Source organism: Caballeronia sp. M1242, from assembly GCF_017220215.1.
GTDB lineage: Bacteria > Pseudomonadota > Gammaproteobacteria > Burkholderiales > Burkholderiaceae > Caballeronia.
Genome location: NZ_CP071129.1, coordinates 1,771,816 through 1,794,036, shown reverse-complemented (window position 1 = coordinate 1,794,036; position 22,221 = coordinate 1,771,816). Strand labels below are relative to the sequence as shown.

The following is a 22,221-nucleotide window of genomic DNA, read 5'->3' as shown; positions in this document are numbered from 1 at the left end:
CATCCATTCACCTACTGGCGAAGTCCGAAAAGGCCGATGTCTTACCAAATCTAGTCTGTACCTCAATGTCCGGTACCCAATCGTAGCTGCCATCTGAGCGTCTCAGCCACACTTCGCCCGACTGGCTGCTTGATGGCCGAATAAAGCCTATCGCGAACGGTTCCCCGGACATCCACGAAGGGCCAAAAAAAACGCGCCCCGAAGGACGCGCTTTTCACCGAGAACGAACCGATCCGCCGCTCAATCTTCCCGACGAAGATGCGGGAACAGAATCACATCGCGGATGCTCGGGCTGTCGGTCAGCAGCATCACCAGACGGTCGATGCCGATGCCGCAGCCGCCCGTCGGCGGCATGCCGTATTCGAGCGCGCGAATATAGTCCGCGTCGAAGTACATGGCTTCCTCGTCGCCCGCGTCTTTCTGGTCGACTTGCTTCTGGAAGCGCGCGGCCTGATCTTCCGGATCGTTCAGCTCGGAGAAGCCGTTCGCGATCTCCCGGCCCGTGATGAACAACTCGAAGCGCTCCGTGATGCCCGGCACCGAATCCGACGCGCGCGCGAGCGGCGAGACCTCGATCGGATAGTCGACGATATACGTCGGTTCCCACAACTGCGATTCCGCCGTCTCTTCGAAGAGCGCGAGTTGCAACGCGCCGATGCCCGCGTTCAGGAAAGCGGGCTGCGTCGTATCGACGCCGAACTTCTTAAGTTCCGCGCGCAGGAACACCGCGTCGGCAAGCTGCGCGTCGGTGTACTGCGGCGCGTACTTTTGAATCGCCTGATTGATGGTCAGGCGATGAAACGGCTTCGACAAATCCAGCTCGCGCCCCTGATACGTGATGGTCGCCGTGCCGAGCGCATCGACGGCGGCCTGACGGATCAGTTGTTCGGTGAAGTCCATCAGCCAGCGGTAATCCGTGTAGGCCGCGTAGAACTCCATCATCGTGAATTCCGGGTTGTGGCGCGGCGACACGCCTTCATTCCGGAAATTACGATTGATCTCGAACACGCGCTCGAAGCCGCCGACGATCAACCGCTTGAGATAAAGCTCCGGCGCGATGCGCAGGAACATCTGCATGTCGAGCGCGTTGTGGTGCGTGACGAACGGTTTGGCCGCCGCGCCGCCCGGAATGGGATGCAGCATCGGCGTTTCGACTTCCATGAAGTTCGCCTGCGCCATGAAGTTGCGGATCGACGTGACCGCCTTCGTGCGCGCCATGAACGTCTTGCGCGACTCCGGCGTGACGATCAGATCGACGTAACGCTGGCGATAGCGCATTTCCTGATCGGCGAGGCCGTGGAACTTGTCCGGCAGCGGACGCAGCGCCTTCGACAAGAGCCGCAGTTCCGTGCAGCGCACCGACAGTTCGCCCTTGTTCGTGCGAAACAGCACGCCCTTCGCGGCGATGATGTCGCCCAGGTCCCACTTCTTGAATGCCTCGTAGACGTCCGCGCCGACGTCGGCAGGCGTCACGAAGAACTGAATCTGGCCGCTGCCGTCCTGAACCGTCGCGAAGCTCGCCTTGCCCATCACGCGCTTGAGCATCATGCGGCCCGCGAGCGCGACGGGCAGGGGATTCGCTTCCAGCGTCTCCTTGTCGGTCTCGGCGTAGTCGCTTTGCAGCGCGGCCGCCTGATGCGTCGGGCGGAAATCGTTCGGATAGGCGACGCCTTGCTCACGCAGCGAGCGCAGCTTGTCGCGGCGCTCGGCGATGATCTGGTTGTCTTCCAGTTCGGGAGCGGCGCTCGTCTGAGTCGGTTCGGTCATGATGATTCTTGGCTTGTGATGCTGCGGATGTGCGGCAAATGCGCGGCGGATGAAACGAAGGCGGCGCGACCGGAAGCCGCGCCGCTCGAAGACTCAAACGCCCTGTTTCAAACTCGCGCTGATGAAGTCGTCGAGGTCGCCGTCGAGCACGGCGCGCGTGTTGCTCATTTCGACGTTGGTGCGCAGGTCCTTCACGCGGCTCTGGTCGAGCACGTAGGAGCGAATCTGATGGCCCCAGCCCACGTCCGTCTTGCTGGATTCGAGCTTGTCCTGCTCCGCCTGACGCTTGCGCATTTCGAATTCGTACAGACGCGCCTTCAGCATCTGCATGGCTTCGGCGCGGTTGCGGTGCTGCGAGCGGTCGTTCTGGCACTGCACGACGATGCCGGTCGGCGCGTGCGTGAGACGCACGGCAGAGTCCGTCTTGTTGATGTGCTGGCCGCCCGCGCCCGATGCGCGATAGGTGTCCGTGCGGATATCGGCCGGATTGATCTCGATCTCGATGGAATCGTCGATTTCCGGATACACGAACACCGACGAGAACGACGTGTGCCGGCCGCCCGACGAATCGAACGGCGACTTGCGCACGAGCCGGTGAATTCCGGTTTCGGTGCGCAGATAGCCGTACGCGTACTCGCCTTCGACCTTGATGGTCGCGCTCTTGATGCCCGCGACGTCGCCTTCGGATTCTTCGAGCACTTCGGTCTTGAAGCCCTTGCGTTCGCAGTAGCGCAGATACTGGCGCAACAGCATGGACGCCCAGTCGCACGCCTCGGTGCCGCCCGCGCCCGCCTGAATGTCGATGAAGCAGTTGTTCGGATCGGCCGGGTTCGAGAACATCCGGCGGAATTCCATGTCTTCGACGCGCGCTTTCAGTGCGCCGGCGTCGGATTCGCAGGCGACGAGCGTGTCTTCGTCGCCTTCCTCGCGCGCCATCTCGAAGAGTTCTTCGGCGTCGCGCAGATCGTTGTCGAGGGCGGAGAGCGTCGACACCACGCCGTCGAGCAGTTTCTTTTCACGACCGAGCGCCTGCGCGTTCTTCGAGTCGTTCCAGACGTTCGGGTCTTCGAGTTCCTTGTTGACTTCGGCTAGACGCGCGGACTTGGCGTCGTAGTCAAAGATACCCCCGTAGCTCGCCCGCGCGGCGGCGCAGGTCGGCCAGAAGGCTTTCGATCGCGTTGAGACGTTCTGCTTCCATTGTCGATCTTCGGCTTCGTAAAAAGGTCAAATTATAGCCGATCGACACGCTTTTCCCGCGCGGGCGGCGCACGCGGACGCACGCCGCTACACGCGAAGCGGGGCGCTTTGTCGTCCGCGCGCAGGCGCTTCGCGCAGGGCTTCGGTGTTCGTTGCCAGCGGGAACGCCGGCCGTAATTGCGCGACCGTATTGGCGCAGCCGGCGATCAGCGGATGTTGTGCCGGCGGATGCCGAACCCGCTCAAGCCGCGTGCTCGACGATCAGCTGCACGCGCGCCACGCCGTTCCACGAATCGCTGACGAGCCGGTACGCGACGGTCGCGCGCGGCGGCAGCGGATCGACGTGGTTGAACCAGATCGCGTTGAAGCGCTGACGGCCGCGCATCAGTTGCAGCTTCAAGTGCTTGTCTTTCACGAGCGATTGCGACGCGACGTCGAACTCGCCCGAAAACGTCGGCGCCGGAAAGCCCTGTCCCCAGACGGCGGCGTCCAGCAGTTCGATGAATTGCGGCGTGAAGTACGCGTCTTCCAGTTCGCCGTCCGTCTCGATGGTCCGCGAGAGCGCGTCGGCCGTCAGCCATTCGCGGCCGACTGCTTCGAACGCGTCGGTGAAGCGCGGGATGTCGGCGGTGGCGAGCGTGAGGCCCGCCGCCATCGCGTGGCCGCCGAACTTGTGGATGAGACCGGGCTCGCGCTTGCTGATGAGATCGACCGCATCGCGCAGATGAAAGCCCGGAATCGAGCGGCCGGAGCCTTTCGAGAGCGTACCGGCGTCATCGGCGTGCGCGAACGTGAACGACGGCCGATGAAAGCGCTCCTTCAGCCGTCCCGCGACGATGCCGATCACGCCCTGATGCCAGCTCGCGTCGTAGAGCGTGAGCGTCGCGCGTTCGCCGGCATCGAACGATTGCAGTTCGGCGAGCGCCTGCTGCTGCATGCCGGCTTCGATCTCGCGCCGCTCGCGGTTCATCGCGTCGAGCTGCTGCGCCAGTTCCCAAGCGCGGCCGATGTCGTCGGTCGTCAAACATTCGATGCCGAGCGACATATCCGACAGCCGTCCCGCCGCGTTCAGGCGCGGCCCGAGCGCGAAGCCGAGATCGAAGCCCGACGCGGCGCGCGCGTCGCGGCCCGCCGCGCGGAACAACGCGGCGATGCCCGGCTGCATGCGGCCCGCGCGGATGCGCTTCAAACCCTGCGCGACGAGAATCCGGTTGTTGCAGTCGAGCTTCACGACGTCGGCCACGGTGCCGAGCGCGACGAGATCGAGCAAGCCGTCCAGGCGCGGCTCCGGCGTGCTCTCGTACGCGCCGCGCCGGCGCAGTTCGGCACGCAGCGCCAGCAGCACATAGAACATCACGCCGACGCCCGCGATGCATTTGCTCGGAAAGCCGCAGCCCGGCTGATTCGGATTGACGATCGCGCGGGCGGCGGGCAGTTCGTCGCCGGGCAGGTGATGATCGGTCACGACGACGTCGATGCCGAGCGCGTTGGCCGCCGCGACGCCTTCGACGCTCGCGATGCCGTTATCGACGGTGATCAGCAAGTCGGGCGCGCCGAGCGGCGAGCGCGCGGCCAGTTCGACGATCTCGGGCGTCAGTCCGTAGCCGTATTCGAAGCGGTTCGGCACGAGATAGTCGATCGTCGCGCCGAACATGCGCAGGCCGCGCACGGCAACCGCGCAGGCGGTCGCGCCGTCGCAGTCGTAGTCCGCGACGACGAGCATGCGCCTGCCGGCCGCGAGCGCATCGGCGAGCACGGCGGCGGCGGCGTCGCAGCCCTTCAGGCCGACGGGCGCGTGCAGGCGCTTCAACTCGGTTTCGACTTCGTCCGGCGAGGTGACGCCGCGCGCCGCGTAGAGCCGCGCGATCACGGGATGCAGGCCGTGGCGCATCAGGGCTTCGGCGTCGGCGGGGGACGAGGCGCGGGTAACGATTCGCGTCATGCGGAAAAGCCTTTATTCGATGAGAAGCGCCGCGATCGGCCGGCGGCGCCAGAACTTGCGCAAGTCGCCGCGCGTGACCGACAGCGTGACCGAGCCGGTATCGCCGCATAGCGTGAGACGCAGGCGCTTGAGCGAACCGCTCAATAGCGCATCGAGCGCCGGCGCGAACCACGCTTCTTCGAGCGTCTTCAGCGCGGCGTTCCAGCGCGCCCAGTCCTGCTCGATGAACGGCGCGGAGAACGGGTCCAGTTCGACGAGCGTCGCGCCTTCGCCGTTTTTCGGAAGCGCTGCGAACGACCCCGGCGGCGTCGACGGCTTCACGCCCGAAGCGAGCGCAAGGCCGCGCGTGGCGGCGGCATCGGACATCACGGCGGCGAACGGGCGCGTGACCGGGCGCATCGCGCCTTGTCCGTGCAGCCAGATCGAATTGATCGGCGGCAGTCCGCGCGACTCGCGCTCGACGTTCAGCGGGTGCTCGAACCATGCCATCTGCACTTCGTTCTGCAGCTTCATCCACGGGCGCGAGCGTTCGCCGGTGCGGGCTTCGTGCGGCAGCCAGATTTCGATGTTGCGTCCCGCCGCGCGCAATGGCGACGCGCCCGCGAGCGCGCCGAGCGCATCGCCTGATACGTACCAGCGCAGCGGCGTTGGCGCCTGCACCGCGATGCCGAGGTCCTCGATGACCGGCCGCGCGGTGTCCAGCAGCGCGCGCGCTTCTTCGGTGCGCACGCCGAGCGTGGCGGGATCGATCAACACGAGATGATCGTGCGCAATGCGCACATGAACCGGCTCGATGCAGGCCCAGAGCGCGGCGTCATTGGAATCGGACGCGCCGGGGTCGCCGCCATCGGCTAAAAGCATGAAGGGCGCGAGCGGGGCGTCGTCGGCGTAACGTTGACTGGCGTTCGGCGAAACGATGCCGAAGCGTTGCGCGATCCAGCGCTCGTGCGGCAGCGTGCGCTGAAAGTCTTCGCCGATCACGCGTTCTTCGAGCGTGGCGCGGGCGAGCAGCGTGTCGAGCGCCGCGCTTTCCAGTCCGTGCAGCGCGGTTGCGGCGTCCGCCGCCGAGGGCAGGGCGAACGGCAGCAGAAGGTGAAGGTCGGGAACGGGCATGATGGTCGGCATTGTAGGCGAAAGCGGCAGGCGTCATCGGCGCAGGCGCGGTGCGCCAAGCGCTGCGCGACCCGCGCTTGTTACGGCGCCGACCTGAGGTGTGGCAAACTTTCGCAAATTTCGCGGCGCGCGGCGAATGGACCTGTCATGCGCCGCCATTTCGGGGCGATTTACCGCGGCATTCGTCATGCGCCGTCGTACAGCAACGCAGCAACACCAGACACAAGGATTCGCTTGAAACTTCCGTACGAATGGCAGATCGGCTGGCGCTACACGCGCGCCAGCAAACGCACCACAGGCAACGGCTTCATCTCATTCATCGCGCTCGTGTCGATGGCGGGCATCGCGCTCGGCGTCGCCGCGCTGATCGTCGTGCTCTCGGTCATGAACGGCTTTCAGAAGGAAGTGCGCGACCGCATGCTCTCGGTGCTCGCGCACGTCGAGATCTTCTCGCCGACCGGCTCCATGCCCAACTGGCAACTGACCGCGCAGGAAGCCAAGCGCAATCCCGAAGTGATCGGCGCGGCGCCCTATGTGGAAGCGCAGGCGCTGCTCACGCGGCAAGGCGCGGTGAGCGGCGTCGCGCTGCGCGGCGTGGAACCGTCGCTGGAGCCGGAAGTGTCGGATATCGGCAAGGAAATGCGCGCGGGCAAGCTCGCGGACCTGGTTCCTGGCGAATTCGGCATCGTGCTCGGCGCCGATCTCGCGACCAACCTCGGCGTCATGACCGGCGACAAGATCACGCTCGTCGCGCCCGAAGGCACCATCACGCCCGCGGGCATGATGCCGCGTCTCAAGCAGTTCACGGTGGTCGGCATCTTCGAATCCGGGCACTACGAATATGATTCGACGCTCGCGCTCATTTCGATCCGCGACGCGCAGGCGCTCTTTCGCCTGCCCGCGCCGACCGGCGTGCGCCTGCGCCTGAAAGACATGCAGCGCGCGCCCGAAGTCGCGCGGCAACTGTCGCACACGCTTTCCGGCGAACTCTATATCCGCGACTGGACGCAGCAGAACAAGACGTGGTTCTCCGCCGTGCAGATCGAAAAGCGCATGATGTTCATCATTCTCACGCTGATCATCGCGGTGGCGGCGTTCAATCTCGTGTCGTCGCTCGTCATGACCGTCACCGACAAGCAGGCCGACATCGCCATCCTGCGCACGCTCGGCGCGCAGCCCGGCTCGATCATGAAGATATTCGTGGTGCAGGGCGTGACCATCGGCTTTATCGGCACGGCGCTCGGCGTGTCGCTCGGCTGCCTGATCGCGTGGAGCATTCCGTGGCTCGTGCCGATGATCGAGCATCTACTGGGCGTGCAGTTCCTGCCGCCTTCGGTGTATTTCATCAGCGAGCTGCCGTCCGAACTCGTGCCGGGCGATGTCATGAAGATCGGCGTCATCGCGTTTTTGTTGTCGTCGCTCGCGACGCTCTATCCGAGCTGGCGCGGCGCGAAGGTTCGTCCGGCGGAGGCGCTGCGCTATGAGTGACCTGATTCCGGCTAACAACCTCGTGCTGGAGGCGTCGGCGATTTCGAAGACTTTCGTGCAGGGCGGCTCGAACGTGCAGGTGCTCGACAACGCGCAACTCGACGTCTATCGCGGCGAGAAGCTCGCGATCGTCGGCGCGTCGGGTTCCGGCAAGAGCACGCTGTTGCATGTGCTCGGCGGCCTCGACGAGCCGAGCGCGGGCAAGGTGTCGCTGCTCGGCAAGCCGTTCACCGAACTGAAGGAAAAAGAGCGCAACGAACTGCGCAACCGCGCGCTCGGCTTCGTGTACCAGTTTCATCATCTGCTGCCCGAATTCACCGCGCTCGATAACGTCGCGATGCCGCTGCGCATTCGCCGCATGAGCGAGGACGCCGCGCGCAAGGAAGCGATGGGCATGCTGGAGCGCGTCGGCATCGGGCATCGCGCGAAGCATCGGCCGGGCGCGTTGTCGGGCGGCGAGCGGCAACGCGTCGCGATTGCGCGCGCGCTCGTCACGCGTCCGGCGTGCGTGCTCGCCGACGAACCGACCGGCAACCTCGACGGCGGCACCGCCGACACGGTCTTCAACCTGATGCTGGAGCTTTCGCAGACGCTGGAGACGAGCTTCGTGATCGTCACGCACGATCCCGATCTCGCCGCGCGCTGCGACCGCATCATGCGTCTGCGCGACGGCGTGCTGCACGAAGAGCCGCCGGTGCCGGTCTAAGCGCCGCGCCTCGGGGGACGCCATGTGGATCGACACGCACTGTCACCTCGATGCGTCAGAGTTCGACGCGGACCGCGACACCGTGGCCCGCGCGGCCCTCGATGCGGCAGTAACGCGCATCGTGATTCCGGGCGTCGAGCGGTCGAACTTCGATACGGTGCGCGCGCTGGCGCATCGCATCGAAGGCGGCGCGTATGCGCTCGGCATCCATCCGCTTTTCACGCCGCGCGCCACCGACGATGATCTGCGCGTGCTGCGCGAAGAGATCGCTGCGAGCATGGATGATCCGCGCTTCGTCGGCATCGGCGAGATCGGGCTGGATTACTTCGTGCCGACGCTCGACGACGCGCGCCAGCAGTTCTTCTACTACGAGCAACTGAAGCTCGCCCGCGAGTTCCAACTGCCGGTGATTTGCCACGTGCGCAAGTCGCAAGACAAGGTGCTGAAGGGCCTGCGCGTGCACGACATTCATTGCGGCATCGCGCATGCGTTCAACGGCAGCTTCCAGCAGGCCGAGGCGTTCATCGCGCAGGGCATGCGGCTCGGTTTCGGCGGCAATCTGACGTTCGAGCGGGCGCGGCAGATCAGACGGCTTGCGGCCGATCTTCCGCTCGATGCCATCGTGCTCGAAACCGATGCGCCCGACATTGCGCCCGCCTGGCGCTACAAGGGCCGCAATACGCCGGATCAGGTCGCGGGCATCGCGAAGGTGCTCGCGCAACTGCGCGGCATCGGCGAAGACGCGCTTTCACTAGGCACAACGGCTAACGCGCACGCCGCGCTGCCCCGGCTCGCGCTCGCGGCTTCATAATCGTTCACGGTTGCATTTGCTTCGGATCGCTGACTTTTGATCCGGGCGGATGCGTTTTGCGTGACGATAGAAGAGAGCGTAGGCGTGCGGGCGGTGTTGCTGTGTTTTGCATTGGGCGTCGCGTGGTTGCAGCAACAGGCGGCGTTGCCGGGCGTCGGCGGCTGGGCGGCTTGCTTCGCACTTGCTTGCGTGGCGGCGTACGTCGGTTGTGCGCTGCGCGGGCGGCGGCGCATCGCGGCTTTCGCCGTTGCGGCCGCTGCAATCGGCTTCGCGTATGCCGCCGTGCGCGCCGAAATGCGCTTGCAGCAGCACTTGCCGGTCGAGTTCGAGCAGCGCGATATTGAACTGACCGGCTTCGTGCGCGGTCTGCCGGAGCCGCAAGCGGAAGGCACGCGCTTTCTCTTCGAAGTGGAGTCGAACGGCGCGGGCTTGCGCAATTTCCCGCGTATCGTGAGGCTGCTTTGGGCGCCTGCTGTGCCGCCCGGACTCGTCGCGGGTCAACGCTGGACGCTCACGGCGCGGCTCAAGCGCGCGCATGCCAACGCAAACTTCGCGTTGCGCGATGGAGAAGTGACTTTGCTCGAACGCGGCATTCGCGCGACGGGCGCGGTGTCCGCCAGCCGGCCCGCGCGACGCCTTCGCGGCGATGCGATCGGACCGTGGCTCGCCATCGACCGATGGCGCGCGCGCATCCGGCAGCGCATCGAAACCGTGCTCGCGGATGCGCCGCATCGCGGGATCGTCGTCGCGCTGGCGGTGGGCGCGCAGGATTCTGTGAGCGATGCCGATTGGGCCGTTCTGCGCGCGACCGGCACGAGCCATCTCGTCGCCATCTCCGGCCTGCATATCGGCTTCGTCGCGGGGCTTGCGGCTTTCACCTGCGGCTTCGTATGGAAGCGCATCCGCTTGCGTGGCGTGCCCGCGCCGCTCGTCGTGGCAGCGCCGAAAGTGGCGGCACTCGGCGCGGCGTCGTTTGCGGCGTTCTATGCCGCGCTCGCCGGCTTCAACGTGCCCACGCAGCGTACGTTGTGGACGCTCGCCGTGTTCGCCGTCGCGTTCGTCGGCGGGCGGCGGCCGGCGGCGTCGGTCGTGCTCGCGTGGGCGCTCGCGTTGGTGTTGATCGTCGACCCGTGGGCGGTGACGTCGCCGGGGTTCTGGCTCTCGTTCGTCGCGGTAGCGGCGATTTTGCATGGCATTGCGGCGTACGGCAGGCACGCCAAGAAAGCGCCGTCCGATGACACCGACGACTGGCTCGCGGGCATGGAGGCGCGTGATCCGCTGCTGCCGGATGAAGTGGCGTCGGGGCAAGCCGTCGCCGATGCGCCGTCGCGTAAGCCCTCGCGCTCGCTGACAAGCGCGTGCCACCGCGCCGCTGACAAGATACGCGGGCATCTGGCATCGAGCGCACGCGTGCAATACGCCGTCACGCTGTCGCTCGCGCCGTTGACCGCCTACTGGTTCTCGCAGATCCCGCTCGTCGGGCCGCTCGCCAATGCGTTCGCCATTCCGTGGATCAGCTTCGTCGTGACGCCCGCGACACTTGTCGCGCTAATCCTTCCCGCACCGCTCGATGTACCGATGCTTCATCTGGCGCACAGCGCACTGTGCATCCTCTTCGACGCGCTCGAACGGTTAGCCGACGCAGGCCCCGCATGGTCGCTCTGGCACTTGCGGCAGCCCGGCATGTTCGCGCTCGCCGCGTCGCTCGCGGGCGCGGCGTGGGCGCTCGCGCCGCGCGGCTGGCCGCTGCGCTTCGCCGTGCCGCTCACCTGGCTGCCGCTTTTGGTACCCGCGTCGAACGGCGTAGCAGACGGCGCGGTTCGCGTGACCGCGCTGGATATCGGACAAGGCTCGGCCCTTGTCGTCGAGACAGCGCGACACACGCTGCTCTTCGACGCAGGCCCTGGCCCCGAGTCGACGCACGCGGGTGAGCGCATCGTCGCGCCATATCTGCTCGCGACGGGCGTGCGTTCGCTGGATGCGCTCGTCGTCAGCCATTCCGATTCGGATCACGCCGGCGGCGCGCCCGCGGTGCTGCAAGCGGTCGCGGTGCGGCAACTGCTGGCGTCGCTGCCCGCGAGCCATCCGCTCTGGTCCGACGCCAAAAAGCGCGGCGGCGATACGCTGCGTTGCGTCGCCGGCCAGCACTGGATATGGGACCGCGTGGACTTCCGCGTGCTATGGCCCGACCCCGGGCCGCTCACCGGCACGCCGAATCATCAGGCTTGCGTGCTGAAGGTGACGAACGCGGCAGGGCGCGCCGCGCTCTTCACGGCCGATATCGAAGCGGACGTCGAACGCACGCTGCTCGCGCGCGATGCCGCCGCGCTGCGCGCCGACGTCCTGATCGTGCCGCATCACGGCAGCCGCACGTCGTCGACCGAGCCTTTCCTCGATTCGGTCGGGCCGCTCGCCGCGGTATTTCAGGTAGGCTATCGCAACCGCTTTCACCATCCGAATCCCACGGTGTACGCGCGCTACCGGTTGCGCGACATCGCGCTCACGCGTAGCGACGAGGACGGCGCGGCGCGCATCGACATGGGTGAGGAGATCGTGCTCGATCGCTACCGGCAAACGCACGCGCGTTGCTGGATGGGGCGCTGAAAACAATACGACAAGAACGAGGAGCCGCTTGAAGGACATCATCCATTTCTCGCACGCGAACGGCTTTCCGGCGCCCACTTACCGCACAATGTTCGCCGAACTCGCGGACGACTACGAGATCCGCAGCATCGAACGATATGGCCACGATCCGCGCTTTCCGGTCACGCAGGGCTGGCCGCGTCTCGCGGATCAACTGATCGAGGACATGAGCCGCTACCGGCAAGACGCGCATCCGAAGGTGTGGCTCGTCGGGCATTCGCTCGGCGGCTATCTTTCGCTGATGGCGGCGCAGAAGCGCCCGCAGTGGGTGAAGGGCGTGGTGATGCTGGATTCGCCGATCATCGCGGGATGGCGCAGCGGCCTGCTGCGCGCGACGCAATGGACCGGACTCGACGAGCGCCTCTCGCCCGCGTCCGCGACGAAAAAGCGCCGCACGCACTGGGCGAGCCGCGACGAAGCGTGGCGGCATTTTCGCGCGAAGCCCGCGTTCGCGCGCTGGGACGAGCGCATGCTGGCCGACTACATCGACTTCGGCATTCCGCAGACGCACGCCGACGGCACGCGCACGCTCTCGTTCGACCGGCACGTCGAATACCTGATCTATCGCACGCTGCCGCACACGCTCGGCGCGCGCTTCGGGCACGGCGCGCCGGTGCCGGTCGGCTTCGTCGCGGGCACGCATTCCACCGAAGTGCGGCAGGTCGGACTGCACATGACGCGGCGCATCGCGGGCGAGCACTTCGAATGGATCGAAGGCAGCCATCTCTTTCCGATGGAGCGGCCCATCGAGACGGCGCGCGCCATTCGGCGGCTGCTTCACGCGATGAGTTGATGGCGCTTGAAAGGGCGCAAGCGTGCAGGAAAATGGTGCGCGCAAACAGCGCTCAAAAGGGATCGACGCGAGGCGTTGGGGCGCGTCGGCCGCTGGGTCGCGGACGGCCTTTACGGTATAATCCGTTTTTCCCGCGAGCATCTAGCGATGACCAAATATGTATTCGTCACCGGCGGCGTAGTTTCTTCCCTCGGCAAGGGTATTGCCGCCGCCTCCCTCGCCGCGATCCTCGAATCGCGCGGTCTGAAAGTCACCCTCCTCAAGCTCGATCCCTACATCAACGTCGACCCCGGCACGATGTCCCCGTTTCAGCACGGCGAAGTGTTCGTGACGGAAGACGGCGCGGAGACCGACCTCGACCTCGGCCACTACGAGCGCTTCATCAGCACGAAGATGCGCAAGGCCAACAACTTCACCACGGGCCAGATTTACGAATCGGTGATCCGCAAGGAACGCCGCGGCGAGTATCTCGGCAAGACGGTGCAGGTCATTCCGCATATCACCAACGAAATCCAGGCGTTCGTCGAGCGCGGCGCGGCCGCCGCGACGTGCGGCCAGCCGGATGTCGCGATCGTCGAGATCGGCGGCACGGTGGGTGACATCGAATCGCTGCCGTTCCTCGAAGCCGCGCGTCAGATGAGCCTGCGCATGGGCCGCCACAGCGCGTGCTTCGTGCACCTGACGCTCGTGCCGTTCATCGCCACCGCGGGCGAACTCAAGACGAAGCCGACGCAGCACAGCGTGCAGAAGCTGCGTGAAATCGGTATCTATCCGAACGTGCTCTTGTGCCGCGCGGATCGCCCGATTCCGGACGACGAGCGCCAGAAGATTTCGCTCTTCTCGAACGTGCATGAGGAAGCGGTCATTTCGGTGTGGGATGTGGACAGCATCTACAAGATTCCGCAGATGCTCAACGACCAGGGCCTCGACGAAATCGTCTGCAACGAACTGAAGCTCTCGCCGAAGCCCGCCGACCTGAAGATGTGGTCGGACCTCGTCGAGAAGCTCGAAAATCCGAAGCACGAAGTGACCATCGGCATGGTCGGCAAGTACGTGGAACTCACCGAGTCGTACAAGTCGCTGATCGAGGCGCTGCGTCACGCGGCCATTCACACGTCGACCAAGGTCAACATCGAATATATCGATTCCGAGCAGATCGAAGCCGAAGGCGCCGATGGCCTGAAGCACCTCGACGCCGTGCTCGTGCCGGGCGGTTTCGGCCGTCGCGGCACCGAAGGCAAGATCAAGGCGATCCGCTATGCGCGCGAATCGAAGACGCCGTATCTCGGCATCTGCCTCGGCATGCAGCTCGCGGTCATCGAGTTCGCGCGCGACGTCGCCGGCCTCGCGGACGCGAACAGCACCGAGTTCGATTCCAGCACCACGAACCCGGTCGTCGCGCTCATCACCGAGTGGTACGACCGCGCGGGACGCATCGAAAAGCGCAGCGAAGAGTCGGATCTCGGCGGCACCATGCGCCTCGGCTCGCAGAAATGCCCGATCAAGCCCGGCACGATGGCCGAGCGCATCTACGGCACGGATGTGAACGAGCGTCATCGTCACCGTTATGAAGTCAATAACCGTTTCGTGCCCCAGCTCGAAGCGGGCGGCCTTATCATCAGCGCCCGTACGCCGAGCGAGGATCTGCCCGAGATGATGGAGTTGCCGCAGTCGATGCATCCGTGGTTCGTCGGCGTGCAGTTCCACCCCGAGTTCACCTCGACGCCGCGCGACGGGCATCCGCTCTTCAAGGCGTTCGTCGAAGCGGCGCGCGCGCACAGCATCGCGGCGGGCGGCGAGAAGGCTGCGCCGGTCGCGGCAACGGCGGGAGCACAGGCATGAAGCTCTGTCACTTCGAAGCGGGACTCGACCAGCCGTTCTTCCTGATCGCGGGCACGTGCGTCGTCGAATCGGAGCAAATGACCATCGACGTCGCGGGCCAGCTCAAAGAAATCACGCAGAAGCTCGGCATCCCGTTCATCTACAAGTCCTCGTACGACAAGGCGAACCGCAGTTCGGGCAAGTCGTTCCGCGGCCTCGGCATGGACGAAGGCTTGCGCATTCTCGGCGAAGTGAAGAAGCAACTCGGCGTGCCCGTTCTCACGGACGTTCACGCCGAGCATGAGATCGAAGCGGTCGCATCGGTCGTGGACGTGTTGCAGACGCCCGCGTTCCTGTGCCGTCAGACCGACTTCATCCACGCGTGCGCGCGTTCCGGCAAGCCTGTGAACATCAAGAAGGGCCAGTTTCTCGCGCCGCACGACATGAAGAACGTGATCGACAAAGCGCGCGACGCCGCGCGCGAGGCGGGGCTGTCCGAAGACCGCTTCATGGCGTGCGAGCGCGGCGTGTCGTTCGGCTATAACAATCTGGTGTCGGACATGCGGTCGCTCGCGATCATGCGCGATACCAACGCGCCGGTCGTGTTCGACGCGACGCACTCGGTGCAGTTGCCGGGCGGGCAGGGCACGAGTTCGGGCGGCCAGCGCGAGTTCGTGCCGGTGCTGGCGCGCGCGGCGGTCGCCACGGGCGTCGCCGGGCTGTTCATGGAGACGCATCCTGATCCGGCCTGCGCGAAGTCAGATGGTCCGAACGCGGTGCCGCTCGCGCGCATGGAATCGCTGCTGACGACGCTGATCGCGCTCGATCGTGCGGTGAAGAGCGGACCGTTTCTCGAAAACGACTTCAACTAGAGCCCGCGCGCAGGCTTCAGGCTGCGTCACAGGGCGAACGAGCCGCAGTGAACCGGCCGCGCGCCGGAAGGTCTGAGCCAGGCCAACGAAGCGAGGCCAGCGCAGCAGAGCAGTAAAGCCAGCGCTGGCCGCTTCGATCGTGACTGACAGAATTCATCGTCAATTTGAGGAAACCATGAGTGCTATCGTAGATATCATCGGCCGCGAGATTCTCGATTCGCGAGGCAATCCGACCGTCGAATGCGACGTGTTGCTCGAATCGGGCACGATGGGCCGGGCCGCAGTGCCGTCGGGCGCATCCACGGGCTCGCGCGAGGCCATCGAACTTCGCGACGGCGAAGCCGGCCGCTACGGCGGCAAGGGCGTGCTGAAGGCAGTCGAACACATCAACACCGAGATCTCCGAAGCCATCATGGGCCTCGACGCCTCGGAACAAGCTTTCCTCGACAAGACGCTGCTGGAGCTCGACGGCACCGAGAACAAGTCGCGCCTCGGCGCCAACGCGCTGCTCGCGGTGTCGATGGCCGTCGCCAAGGCCGCCGCCGAGGAAGCCGGCTTGCCGCTGTATCGCTATTTCGGCGGCTCCGGCGCCATGCAACTGCCCGTGCCGATGATGAACATCGTCAACGGCGGCGCGCACGCGAACAACAGCCTGGACATTCAGGAATTCATGATCGTCCCGGTCAGCCAGCCGACGTTCCGCGAAGCGCTGCGTTGCGGCGCGGAAGTGTTCCATGCGCTGAAGAAAATCCTGTCGGATCGCGGCATGAGCACGGCAGTGGGCGACGAAGGCGGCTTCGCGCCGAACTTCGGCAGCAACGACGAGTGCCTGTCGACCATCCTGCAAGCCATCGAGAAAGCCGGTTATCGCGCGGGCGAAGACGTGCTGCTCGCGCTCGACTGCGCGGCGAGCGAGTTCTACCACGACGGCAAGTACCAGCTTGCGGGCGAAGGCCTGCAACTGTCGTCGGGCGAATTCACCGACTATCTCGCGACGCTCGCCGACAAGTTCCCGATCGTGTCCATCGAAGACGGCATGCACGAAAGCGACTGGGACGGCTGGAAGACGCTGACCGAGCGCCTCGGCAAGAAAGTGCAGCTCGTCGGCGACGATCTCTTCGTCACCAACACGCGCATCCTCAAGGATGGCATCGAGCGGGGCATCGCGAACTCCATCCTCATCAAGATCAACCAGATCGGCACGCTGACGGAAACCTTCGCGGCGATCGAAATGGCCAAGCGCGCGGGTTACACGGCGGTCATCTCGCACCGCTCGGGCGAGACGGAAGATTCGACCATCGCGGATATCGCGGTCGGTCTGAACGCCGGCCAGATCAAGACCGGTTCGCTGTCGCGCAGCGACCGCATCTCGAAGTACAACCAGTTGCTGCGTATCGAAGAAGACCTCGGCGATATCGCGAGCTATCCCGGCAAGTCGGCGTTTTATAACTTGCGTTAAAAGTCCTCGCTAAAGCTTTTGCCGCTTTAGTCGATAAGGACGTTGATCTTATCTTCTGCCCGCCGCCCCGGCCTCGTGTCGAACGAGACCGAAGGGCGGCGCTTATTTCGGCTACTTGAATGCGGCTCGTAACTGTCGTTCTGGTCTTGTTGCTGGCGCTGATCCAGTACCCGCTCTGGTGGGGACACGGCGGCTGGCTGCGCGTGCATGAATTGCAGCAACAACTCGCGCAGCAGACGGACAAGAACACGAACCTGAAGCTGCGCAACGAACGCGTGCAAGGCGAAGTGCAGGACCTGCAAAGCGGCACCGCCGCCGTGGAAGAGCGGGCGCGCTACGAAATGGGCATGGTGAAGGACAGCGAGGTGTTCGTGCAGTTCGTCGCGCCCAATTCGACCGCGCCTGCGAATTCGGCGAACGTGCCGGGCATGAACGGCTCGACGCGCGGGCAGGTATCCGCCGCGCCGTTGCGCGTGGTGCCGAACCCGGTGTCGCGTTCAAAGCAGGAGTTGCGCGATCTGGATCGCAAGGCGCGCAAGGACAAGGCCGCCGAAGCCAAGAAAAAGCAGGGCGCGGGCGGGTGACCTAAAGCACTCAGCGGGCACTCAGCGGGCAAATAAAAATGGCGCAGTCGTGATCGACTGCGCCATTTTTTTCGGTTCGCGCGAGCGGCCTACCACCACGTCCCGATGCCGACGCCCGTGCCCCAGTAAGGACCGCCCCAGCCGCCGCTCGAATACCCGCCGTACACGCTGATGGGCGGCGTGTAGTAGCCGGACATCATCTTCGCGTTGTTGCCGGCAGTCGCGGCTTGCTGCGATTCGCTCAGCGCCTGCTTGTCGATCTCGTTGTAGCGCTGCATCTGCTCCTCGGGCGTGAGCGTCTGCTGCGCCGTCGTCGGCGTATTCGGCAGACGGCTGTAGATCGGCGACGGGCCCGGCGGGTCCATCATGCAGCCGGTGACAAGCAGCGCGGCGGCGGCACACGACGAAAGTTTCAACAGTGACGATGCGGTTTTCATTTGCGACCTCCAGCCGGTCGGACAACTCATCAAGCGTCAATCATAGCGCGCGGTGCGTGCTGCGAAACCCGCTCGCCGCGCGGTCGCTCTGGCCGTCCGGCGCGTGTCCGGCGCGCGCAGAGGCCCGCCGGACAAGGCATCGAGCCGATCAGTGCCGCTGATCCGATGCCGGACTCACGCCCTGCGACAGCTCTTTTGCGACAAAAAGTTGCGCAACGTCGACCGGGTCGAACTCGTAGCGTTGATTGCAGAACTCGCAGTGCACTTCCACGCTGCCGCGTTCTTCGATCACGCTGTCCACCTCTTCGCGCCCGAGCATCTTCAGCATGCCGCCCACTTTCTCGCGCGAGCAGGTGCACTGGAAGCGCGCCGGCGCGGGTTCGAAGTGCTGCACGTTTTCCTGCCAGAAGAGCCGCCGGAACACCGTTTCGGGATCTTCCTTCAGCAGTTCTTCGTTCGACAGCGTGCTGCCGAGATGACAGACGCGCTGCCACGTATCGGCGTCGTGCTCGCCCGGATGCGGGACGATGCCGCCATCGCCCGGCAGCTTCTGCAACAGCATGCCGACGGCGCGGTCCGTATTCGCGGCGAGCCACAGGCGCGTGTCGAGCTGCTCGGAATGATGCATGTACTGTTCCAGCACCTCGGCCATCGACGCGAGCGGTCCGTGCTCGCCGGACAGCGGCACGATGCCCTGATACGGCTGCTGGCCGGGCTTCTTGTCGGACGGATCGAGCGTGATGACGCAGCGGCCGTGACCGTTGCGGTTGAGCAGTTCCGCGAGCGGCATGTCGTCGCGAAGCGTGCTTTCCGCGCCTTCCGCGAGCTTGGCCGTCGCGCGCAGCGTCAGCGCCGAGCTGCATTGCACGACGAGCATCTTCACCGGACCGTCGCCGTAGATCTGCATGATGAGCGTGCCGTCGAACTTGAGGTTCGCCGAAAGCAGGGCGCACGCGGCCATCATCTCGCCGAGCACGTTGCGCACGGCCGTCGGATACGCGCGGCGCGCGAGCACTTCCTGCCACGTATTGCGCAGCGAAACGATCTCGCCGCGCACCGGCGCCGCGTTGAACATGAATTTCTGCAACTGGTCGTTCACAACTCTTCCTTGGGTGTTGAGGCGGAACGTGCCGCTCTGCGTCTCGCGCAGCGCCGCCGTTCAGCCGATGCGCACGAGCTGCGCCTTGTAGTATTCGCGCCGGTCGGCGTAACTTGCCGTGGCCGCGCGCATGCGGGCGATGTCCGCCTCGCCGATTTCACGCACCGCCTTCGCGGGCGCGCCGAGAATCAGCGTGTTGTCGGGGAAAACCTTGCCTTCGGTGACGATCGCGCCCGCGCCAACCAGACAGTTGCGGCCGATTACCGCGCCATTCAAGACCACCGCCTGAATCCCGATCAGCGAGCCTTCGCCGATGGTGCAGCCGTGCAGCATCGCCTGATGGCCGACGGTGACGTTTGCCGCAATCGTCAGCGGAAAGCCGGGGTCGGCGTGCAAAACCGCGCCTTCCTGCACGTTGCTGCCGCGGCCGACGACGATCGGCTCGTTGTCGCCGCGCAGCGCCGCGCCGAACCAGACGCTCGCGCTTTCTTCGAGCGTGACGCGGCCGATAATGGTCGCGGTATCCGCGAGGAACACGCTTTCGTGAATGGTGGGGGCGTCGTCGCCGAGTTTGTAGATCGCCACGGTGTCTCCTCTGGCTTGCGTCTTCGATGATTGGATGCCGGCCGCGCGGCGCTAGAATGCGCGTCTTTGCTCGACGCTGCGCCGGCCGGCGCTATAGTTGCGCGGTGTTTTGCCCTGCCGGATCATCATTTTAGCCGGTTGCGGCATTTCGCCTCTGGGCCACCATTCTCGATTAGCCGCTGTCATGCCGAATCTCTCGCCGCCTACCGCTTTCAAGCCGGATGCCGACGACTCCTGCGCCCGCCGCACGGCGCTCGCAATCCTGCGCGAGCGCGAGCCGATCGCGAAGGCGGAACGGGCGCGTGCGCTCTTCGAAGGCGTGCGCGCGGGCGCGTTGCCAGTCGATCCGGCGCTCGCGCTCGACGATCCCGGCGATCTGCCGGGCCGCCCGGCGCGGCCCGAACTCGTCGAGCCGTCGTCGCTGAAGCGCCGCGGCATGCAGTCGGAAGCCGGGCGCGCGGTGCTGCTGCATGCGCTTGCGCATATCGAATTCAACGCGATCAACCTCGCGCTCGACGCCGTGTGGCGCTTTCCCTCGATGCCCACCGATTTTTACGTCGACTGGCTCAAGGTCGCCGCAGAAGAAGCGCATCACTTTTCGCTGCTGCGCGCGCGTCTCGCCGAATTCGGGCACGCTTACGGCGACTTCCCGGCGCACGACGGACTCTGGGAAATGGCGGAGCGCACGCGCGGCGACGTGCTCGCGCGCATGGCGCTCGTGCCGCGCACGCTGGAGGCACGCGGGCTCGACGCGTCGCCGCCCATCCGCAAGCGGCTCGCGCAGGCGGGCGATCACGCGTCGGCAGCCATTCTCGACGTAATCCTGCGCGACGAGATCGGGCATGTGCTGATCGGCAATCGCTGGTTCCGCTTTCTCTGCGACAACGCGGCGCTCGATCCGCACGTCACCTACGAACGCCTCGCCGAGCAGTATCACGCGCCGAAGCTGCGCGGCCCGTTCAATTTCGAAGCGCGCCGCGACGCCGGTTTCGACGAGGCCGAACTCCGCGCGTTGGCCGGACTCGACGCATCGGCGTAGCCGCTATACTGAACGGTCATCCTTTTTCACGAATTTCCCGAGGCGGACCATGAAAGAATCGCGCTCCGAGTTCGTCGATGCGCGCGGCGTGCGCCTGCACGTGCGCCGCTGGGGCTCGCCCGACGCGCCCATGCTGTTCATGCTGCACGGCTGGATGGACGTCGCGGCGTCGTTCCAGTTCGTGGTCGACGCGCTCGCGGGCGACTGGCAAGTGCTCGCGCCCGATGCGCGCGGCTTCGGCCTGTCGGACTGGCCGGTCGCGCAAAAGGGCGGCGGGCACTACTACTTTCCCGACTATCTCGCCGATCTCGACGCGCTTCTCGACCATTACGCGCCCACGGACCAAGTCGATCTGGTCGGCCACAGCATGGGTGCGAACGTCGCGCTGCTCTACGCGGGCGCGCGGCCGGCGCGCGTGCGGCGCGTGGTCGATCTCGAAGGCTTCGGACTGCCCGCGACGCGTTCCTCGCAGGCGCCCGGCGCGCTTACGCGATGGCTCGACGATCTGCGCGCGCCGCCGCCGCTGCGCCCCTATGCGAGCCTCGACGAAGTCGCCGACCGGCTCATTCGCACGAATCCGCGTCTCGCCCGGTCGCGCGCGCGTTTTCTCGCGCAGCACTGGTCGCGGCAGGAAGCGGACGGCGCGTTCCATCTGCTCGCGGACCCGGCACACAAGCTGCGTAGCCCTGTGCTGTATCGCCTCGACGAGGTGATGGCCGTCTGGTCGCGCGTGCAGGCGAAAGTGCTGCACGTGGAGGCGGAAGGGTCGCCGACGCTCGCGAGCTTCGCGGGCTCGATGCCCATCGCCGAATTCAAGACGCGCTTTGCCGCGTTCCCCGACTGGCGCGAGGAGATCGTCGGCGATGCGGGGCACATGATCCATCATGACCAGCCGGAGCGCGTCGCCGCGCTGATCGAGTCGTTCTGCGCGTGACGGCGGGGCCCTGGCTGGCCGCGGCGCGGTCATCGGGGTAAGCGTTGTTCCATGCCGTTCAAGTAAAATGACATTCCATGAAGCCGACCATTAACGCCGATCTGCATTGCCACTCCACCGTCTCGGACGGCCAGCTTTCGCCCGCCGAAGTGGCGGCGCGCGCGCATGCGGGCGGCGTGCAGGTGTGGTCGCTGACCGACCACGATCAGCTGGGCGGACAGCGCGAGGCGCGCGCGGCGGCCGAGGCCCTCGGCATGCGCTATCTGCCGGGCGTCGAGATATCGGTGACGTGGGCGTCGCGCACGGTGCATGTGGTCGGCATGAACGTCGATCCGGAGAATCAGGCGCTCGTCAACGGCCTCGCTTCGACGCGCAACGGACGCGCGGCGCGCGGCGTGGCGATCGGCGAGGCGCTCGCGGCGGTGGGCATTCCGAACGCGTACGAAGGCGCGCTGCGCTATACCGACGACCCCGACATGATCTCGCGCACGCATTTCGCGCGCTTTCTCGTCGACGAAGGCTACGCCGAGACGACCTCCGACGTGTTCGCGCGCTATCTGGGCGACGGCAAGCCAGGCTTCGTCGGCCATCGCTGGGCGAAGCTCGCGGATGCGATGCAGTGGATTCGCGACGCGGGCGGCGAGCCGATCATCGCGCATCCGGGCCGCTACGACTACACGCCGGTTCAGTTCGCCGCGCTCTTCGACGAGTTCATCGAGTTGGGCGGCAAGGCCATCGAGGTCGTGACCGGCAGTCATACGCCCGACCAGTACCGCGAGTACGCTGATGTCGCGCGCCGTTACGGCTTCGAGGCGTCGCGCGGTTCGGACTTTCACGGGCCGGGGGAAGGGCGCGTCGATCTGGGCCGGCTTCCGCCGCTGCCCGAGGACCTCACGCCCGTCTGGGCGCGCTGGCTGTAACGCCTCGGCGC

Annotated in this window: 19 protein-coding genes; 12 read left to right on the top strand and 7 right to left on the bottom strand. The window is 65.8% G+C overall.

Annotated elements, in window-relative coordinates:
- Positions 1-240: 240 nt before the first annotated feature.
- The 4 genes from lysS to JYK05_RS08305 all read right to left on the bottom strand — a co-directional run bounded on the left by lysS (position 241) and on the right by JYK05_RS08305 (position 6,031).
- The gene (lysS, locus tag JYK05_RS08320; protein ID WP_206466615.1) at positions 241-1,767 is read right to left on the bottom strand and encodes a lysine--tRNA ligase; all 1,527 of its coding nucleotides are present in this window, start codon (positions 1,765-1,767) and stop codon (positions 241-243) included.
- A 93-nt stretch (positions 1,768-1,860) separates the two neighbouring features.
- A protein-coding gene (gene prfB, locus JYK05_RS08315; RefSeq protein ID WP_175944228.1) for a peptide chain release factor 2 occupies positions 1,861-2,965 on the bottom strand; the annotation gives its coding sequence in 2 pieces (ribosomal slippage) (positions 1,861-2,883 and positions 2,885-2,965; 1,104 coding nt in all).
- A gap of 240 nt (positions 2,966-3,205) precedes the next feature.
- Positions 3,206-4,906, bottom strand: a complete 1,701-nt coding sequence (recJ, locus tag JYK05_RS08310; protein ID WP_206466614.1) for a single-stranded-DNA-specific exonuclease RecJ — start codon at positions 4,904-4,906, stop codon at positions 3,206-3,208.
- A gap of 12 nt (positions 4,907-4,918) precedes the next feature.
- Positions 4,919-6,031, bottom strand: coding sequence for a regulator (locus tag JYK05_RS08305; protein WP_206466613.1), 1,113 nt, complete (start codon positions 6,029-6,031; stop codon positions 4,919-4,921).
- A gap of 222 nt (positions 6,032-6,253) precedes the next feature.
- On the opposite strand from JYK05_RS08305, the gene JYK05_RS08300 reads away from it, so the two are divergent.
- From JYK05_RS08300 to ftsB, 9 genes are all read left to right on the top strand, one after another.
- Positions 6,254-7,507: a lipoprotein-releasing ABC transporter permease subunit gene (locus JYK05_RS08300; RefSeq protein WP_175944223.1), complete on the top strand. Its 1,254-nt coding sequence runs from the start codon at positions 6,254-6,256 to the stop codon at positions 7,505-7,507.
- Positions 7,500-8,213 carry a lipoprotein-releasing ABC transporter ATP-binding protein LolD gene (gene lolD, locus JYK05_RS08295; RefSeq protein WP_206466612.1) on the top strand — a complete coding sequence of 238 codons (714 nt, stop codon included), beginning with the start codon at positions 7,500-7,502 and terminating at the stop codon, positions 8,211-8,213. Before JYK05_RS08300 ends, lolD begins: the two co-directional genes overlap by 8 nt.
- Before the next feature lie 22 nt (positions 8,214-8,235).
- Positions 8,236-9,024 (top strand): TatD family hydrolase, encoded by a 789-nt coding sequence (locus JYK05_RS08290; RefSeq protein WP_175944219.1) that lies wholly within the window; start codon positions 8,236-8,238, stop codon positions 9,022-9,024.
- An 84-nt stretch (positions 9,025-9,108) separates the two neighbouring features.
- Positions 9,109-11,628 carry a ComEC/Rec2 family competence protein gene (locus JYK05_RS08285; RefSeq protein WP_206468251.1) on the top strand — a complete coding sequence of 840 codons (2,520 nt, stop codon included), beginning with the start codon at positions 9,109-9,111 and terminating at the stop codon, positions 11,626-11,628.
- A gap of 28 nt (positions 11,629-11,656) precedes the next feature.
- Positions 11,657-12,460 carry an alpha/beta fold hydrolase gene (locus JYK05_RS08280; protein WP_206466611.1) on the top strand — a complete coding sequence of 268 codons (804 nt, stop codon included), beginning with the start codon at positions 11,657-11,659 and terminating at the stop codon, positions 12,458-12,460.
- Positions 12,461-12,607: 147 nt separating this feature from the next.
- On the top strand, positions 12,608-14,302 hold the full coding sequence (locus tag JYK05_RS08275; protein WP_206466610.1) for a CTP synthase: 1,695 nt from the start codon (positions 12,608-12,610) through the stop codon (positions 14,300-14,302).
- Positions 14,299-15,153: a 3-deoxy-8-phosphooctulonate synthase gene (kdsA, locus tag JYK05_RS08270; RefSeq protein ID WP_206466609.1), complete on the top strand. Its 855-nt coding sequence runs from the start codon at positions 14,299-14,301 to the stop codon at positions 15,151-15,153. The genes JYK05_RS08275 and kdsA overlap by 4 nt, the downstream gene beginning before the upstream one ends.
- Positions 15,154-15,328: 175 nt before the next feature.
- Complete coding sequence (gene eno, locus JYK05_RS08265) at positions 15,329-16,612, top strand: phosphopyruvate hydratase (protein ID WP_206466608.1); 1,284 nt, start codon at positions 15,329-15,331, stop codon at positions 16,610-16,612.
- A 119-nt stretch (positions 16,613-16,731) separates the two neighbouring features.
- Positions 16,732-17,196: a cell division protein FtsB gene (gene ftsB / locus JYK05_RS08260; protein ID WP_206466607.1), complete on the top strand. Its 465-nt coding sequence runs from the start codon at positions 16,732-16,734 to the stop codon at positions 17,194-17,196.
- A gap of 89 nt (positions 17,197-17,285) precedes the next feature.
- Here the strand turns inward: ftsB and JYK05_RS08255 are convergent, their stop codons facing one another.
- The 3 genes from JYK05_RS08255 to JYK05_RS08245 form a co-directional block, all read right to left on the bottom strand.
- Positions 17,286-17,633, bottom strand: a complete 348-nt coding sequence (locus JYK05_RS08255; RefSeq protein WP_175944207.1) for a hypothetical protein — start codon at positions 17,631-17,633, stop codon at positions 17,286-17,288.
- Positions 17,634-17,781: 148 nt separating this feature from the next.
- The gene (hslO, locus tag JYK05_RS08250; RefSeq protein ID WP_175944205.1) at positions 17,782-18,732 is read right to left on the bottom strand and encodes an Hsp33 family molecular chaperone HslO; all 951 of its coding nucleotides are present in this window, start codon (positions 18,730-18,732) and stop codon (positions 17,782-17,784) included.
- Between the two features lie 60 nt (positions 18,733-18,792).
- Positions 18,793-19,317, bottom strand: a complete 525-nt coding sequence (locus JYK05_RS08245; protein WP_206466606.1) for a gamma carbonic anhydrase family protein — start codon at positions 19,315-19,317, stop codon at positions 18,793-18,795.
- Positions 19,318-19,501: 184 nt separating this feature from the next.
- Between JYK05_RS08245 and JYK05_RS08240 the strand changes: the two genes are divergently transcribed.
- The 3 genes from JYK05_RS08240 (at position 19,502) to JYK05_RS08230 (ending at position 22,210) form a co-directional block, all read left to right on the top strand.
- A complete protein-coding gene (locus JYK05_RS08240) occupies positions 19,502-20,356 on the top strand; it encodes a ferritin-like domain-containing protein (protein ID WP_206466605.1) in 855 nt (284 codons plus the stop codon).
- Positions 20,357-20,405: 49 nt separating this feature from the next.
- Positions 20,406-21,290: an alpha/beta fold hydrolase gene (locus JYK05_RS08235; RefSeq protein ID WP_206466604.1), complete on the top strand. Its 885-nt coding sequence runs from the start codon at positions 20,406-20,408 to the stop codon at positions 21,288-21,290.
- Between the two features lie 89 nt (positions 21,291-21,379).
- On the top strand, positions 21,380-22,210 hold the full coding sequence (locus JYK05_RS08230) for a 3',5'-nucleoside bisphosphate phosphatase (protein WP_206468250.1): 831 nt from the start codon (positions 21,380-21,382) through the stop codon (positions 22,208-22,210).
- Positions 22,211-22,221 lie beyond the last annotated feature (11 nt).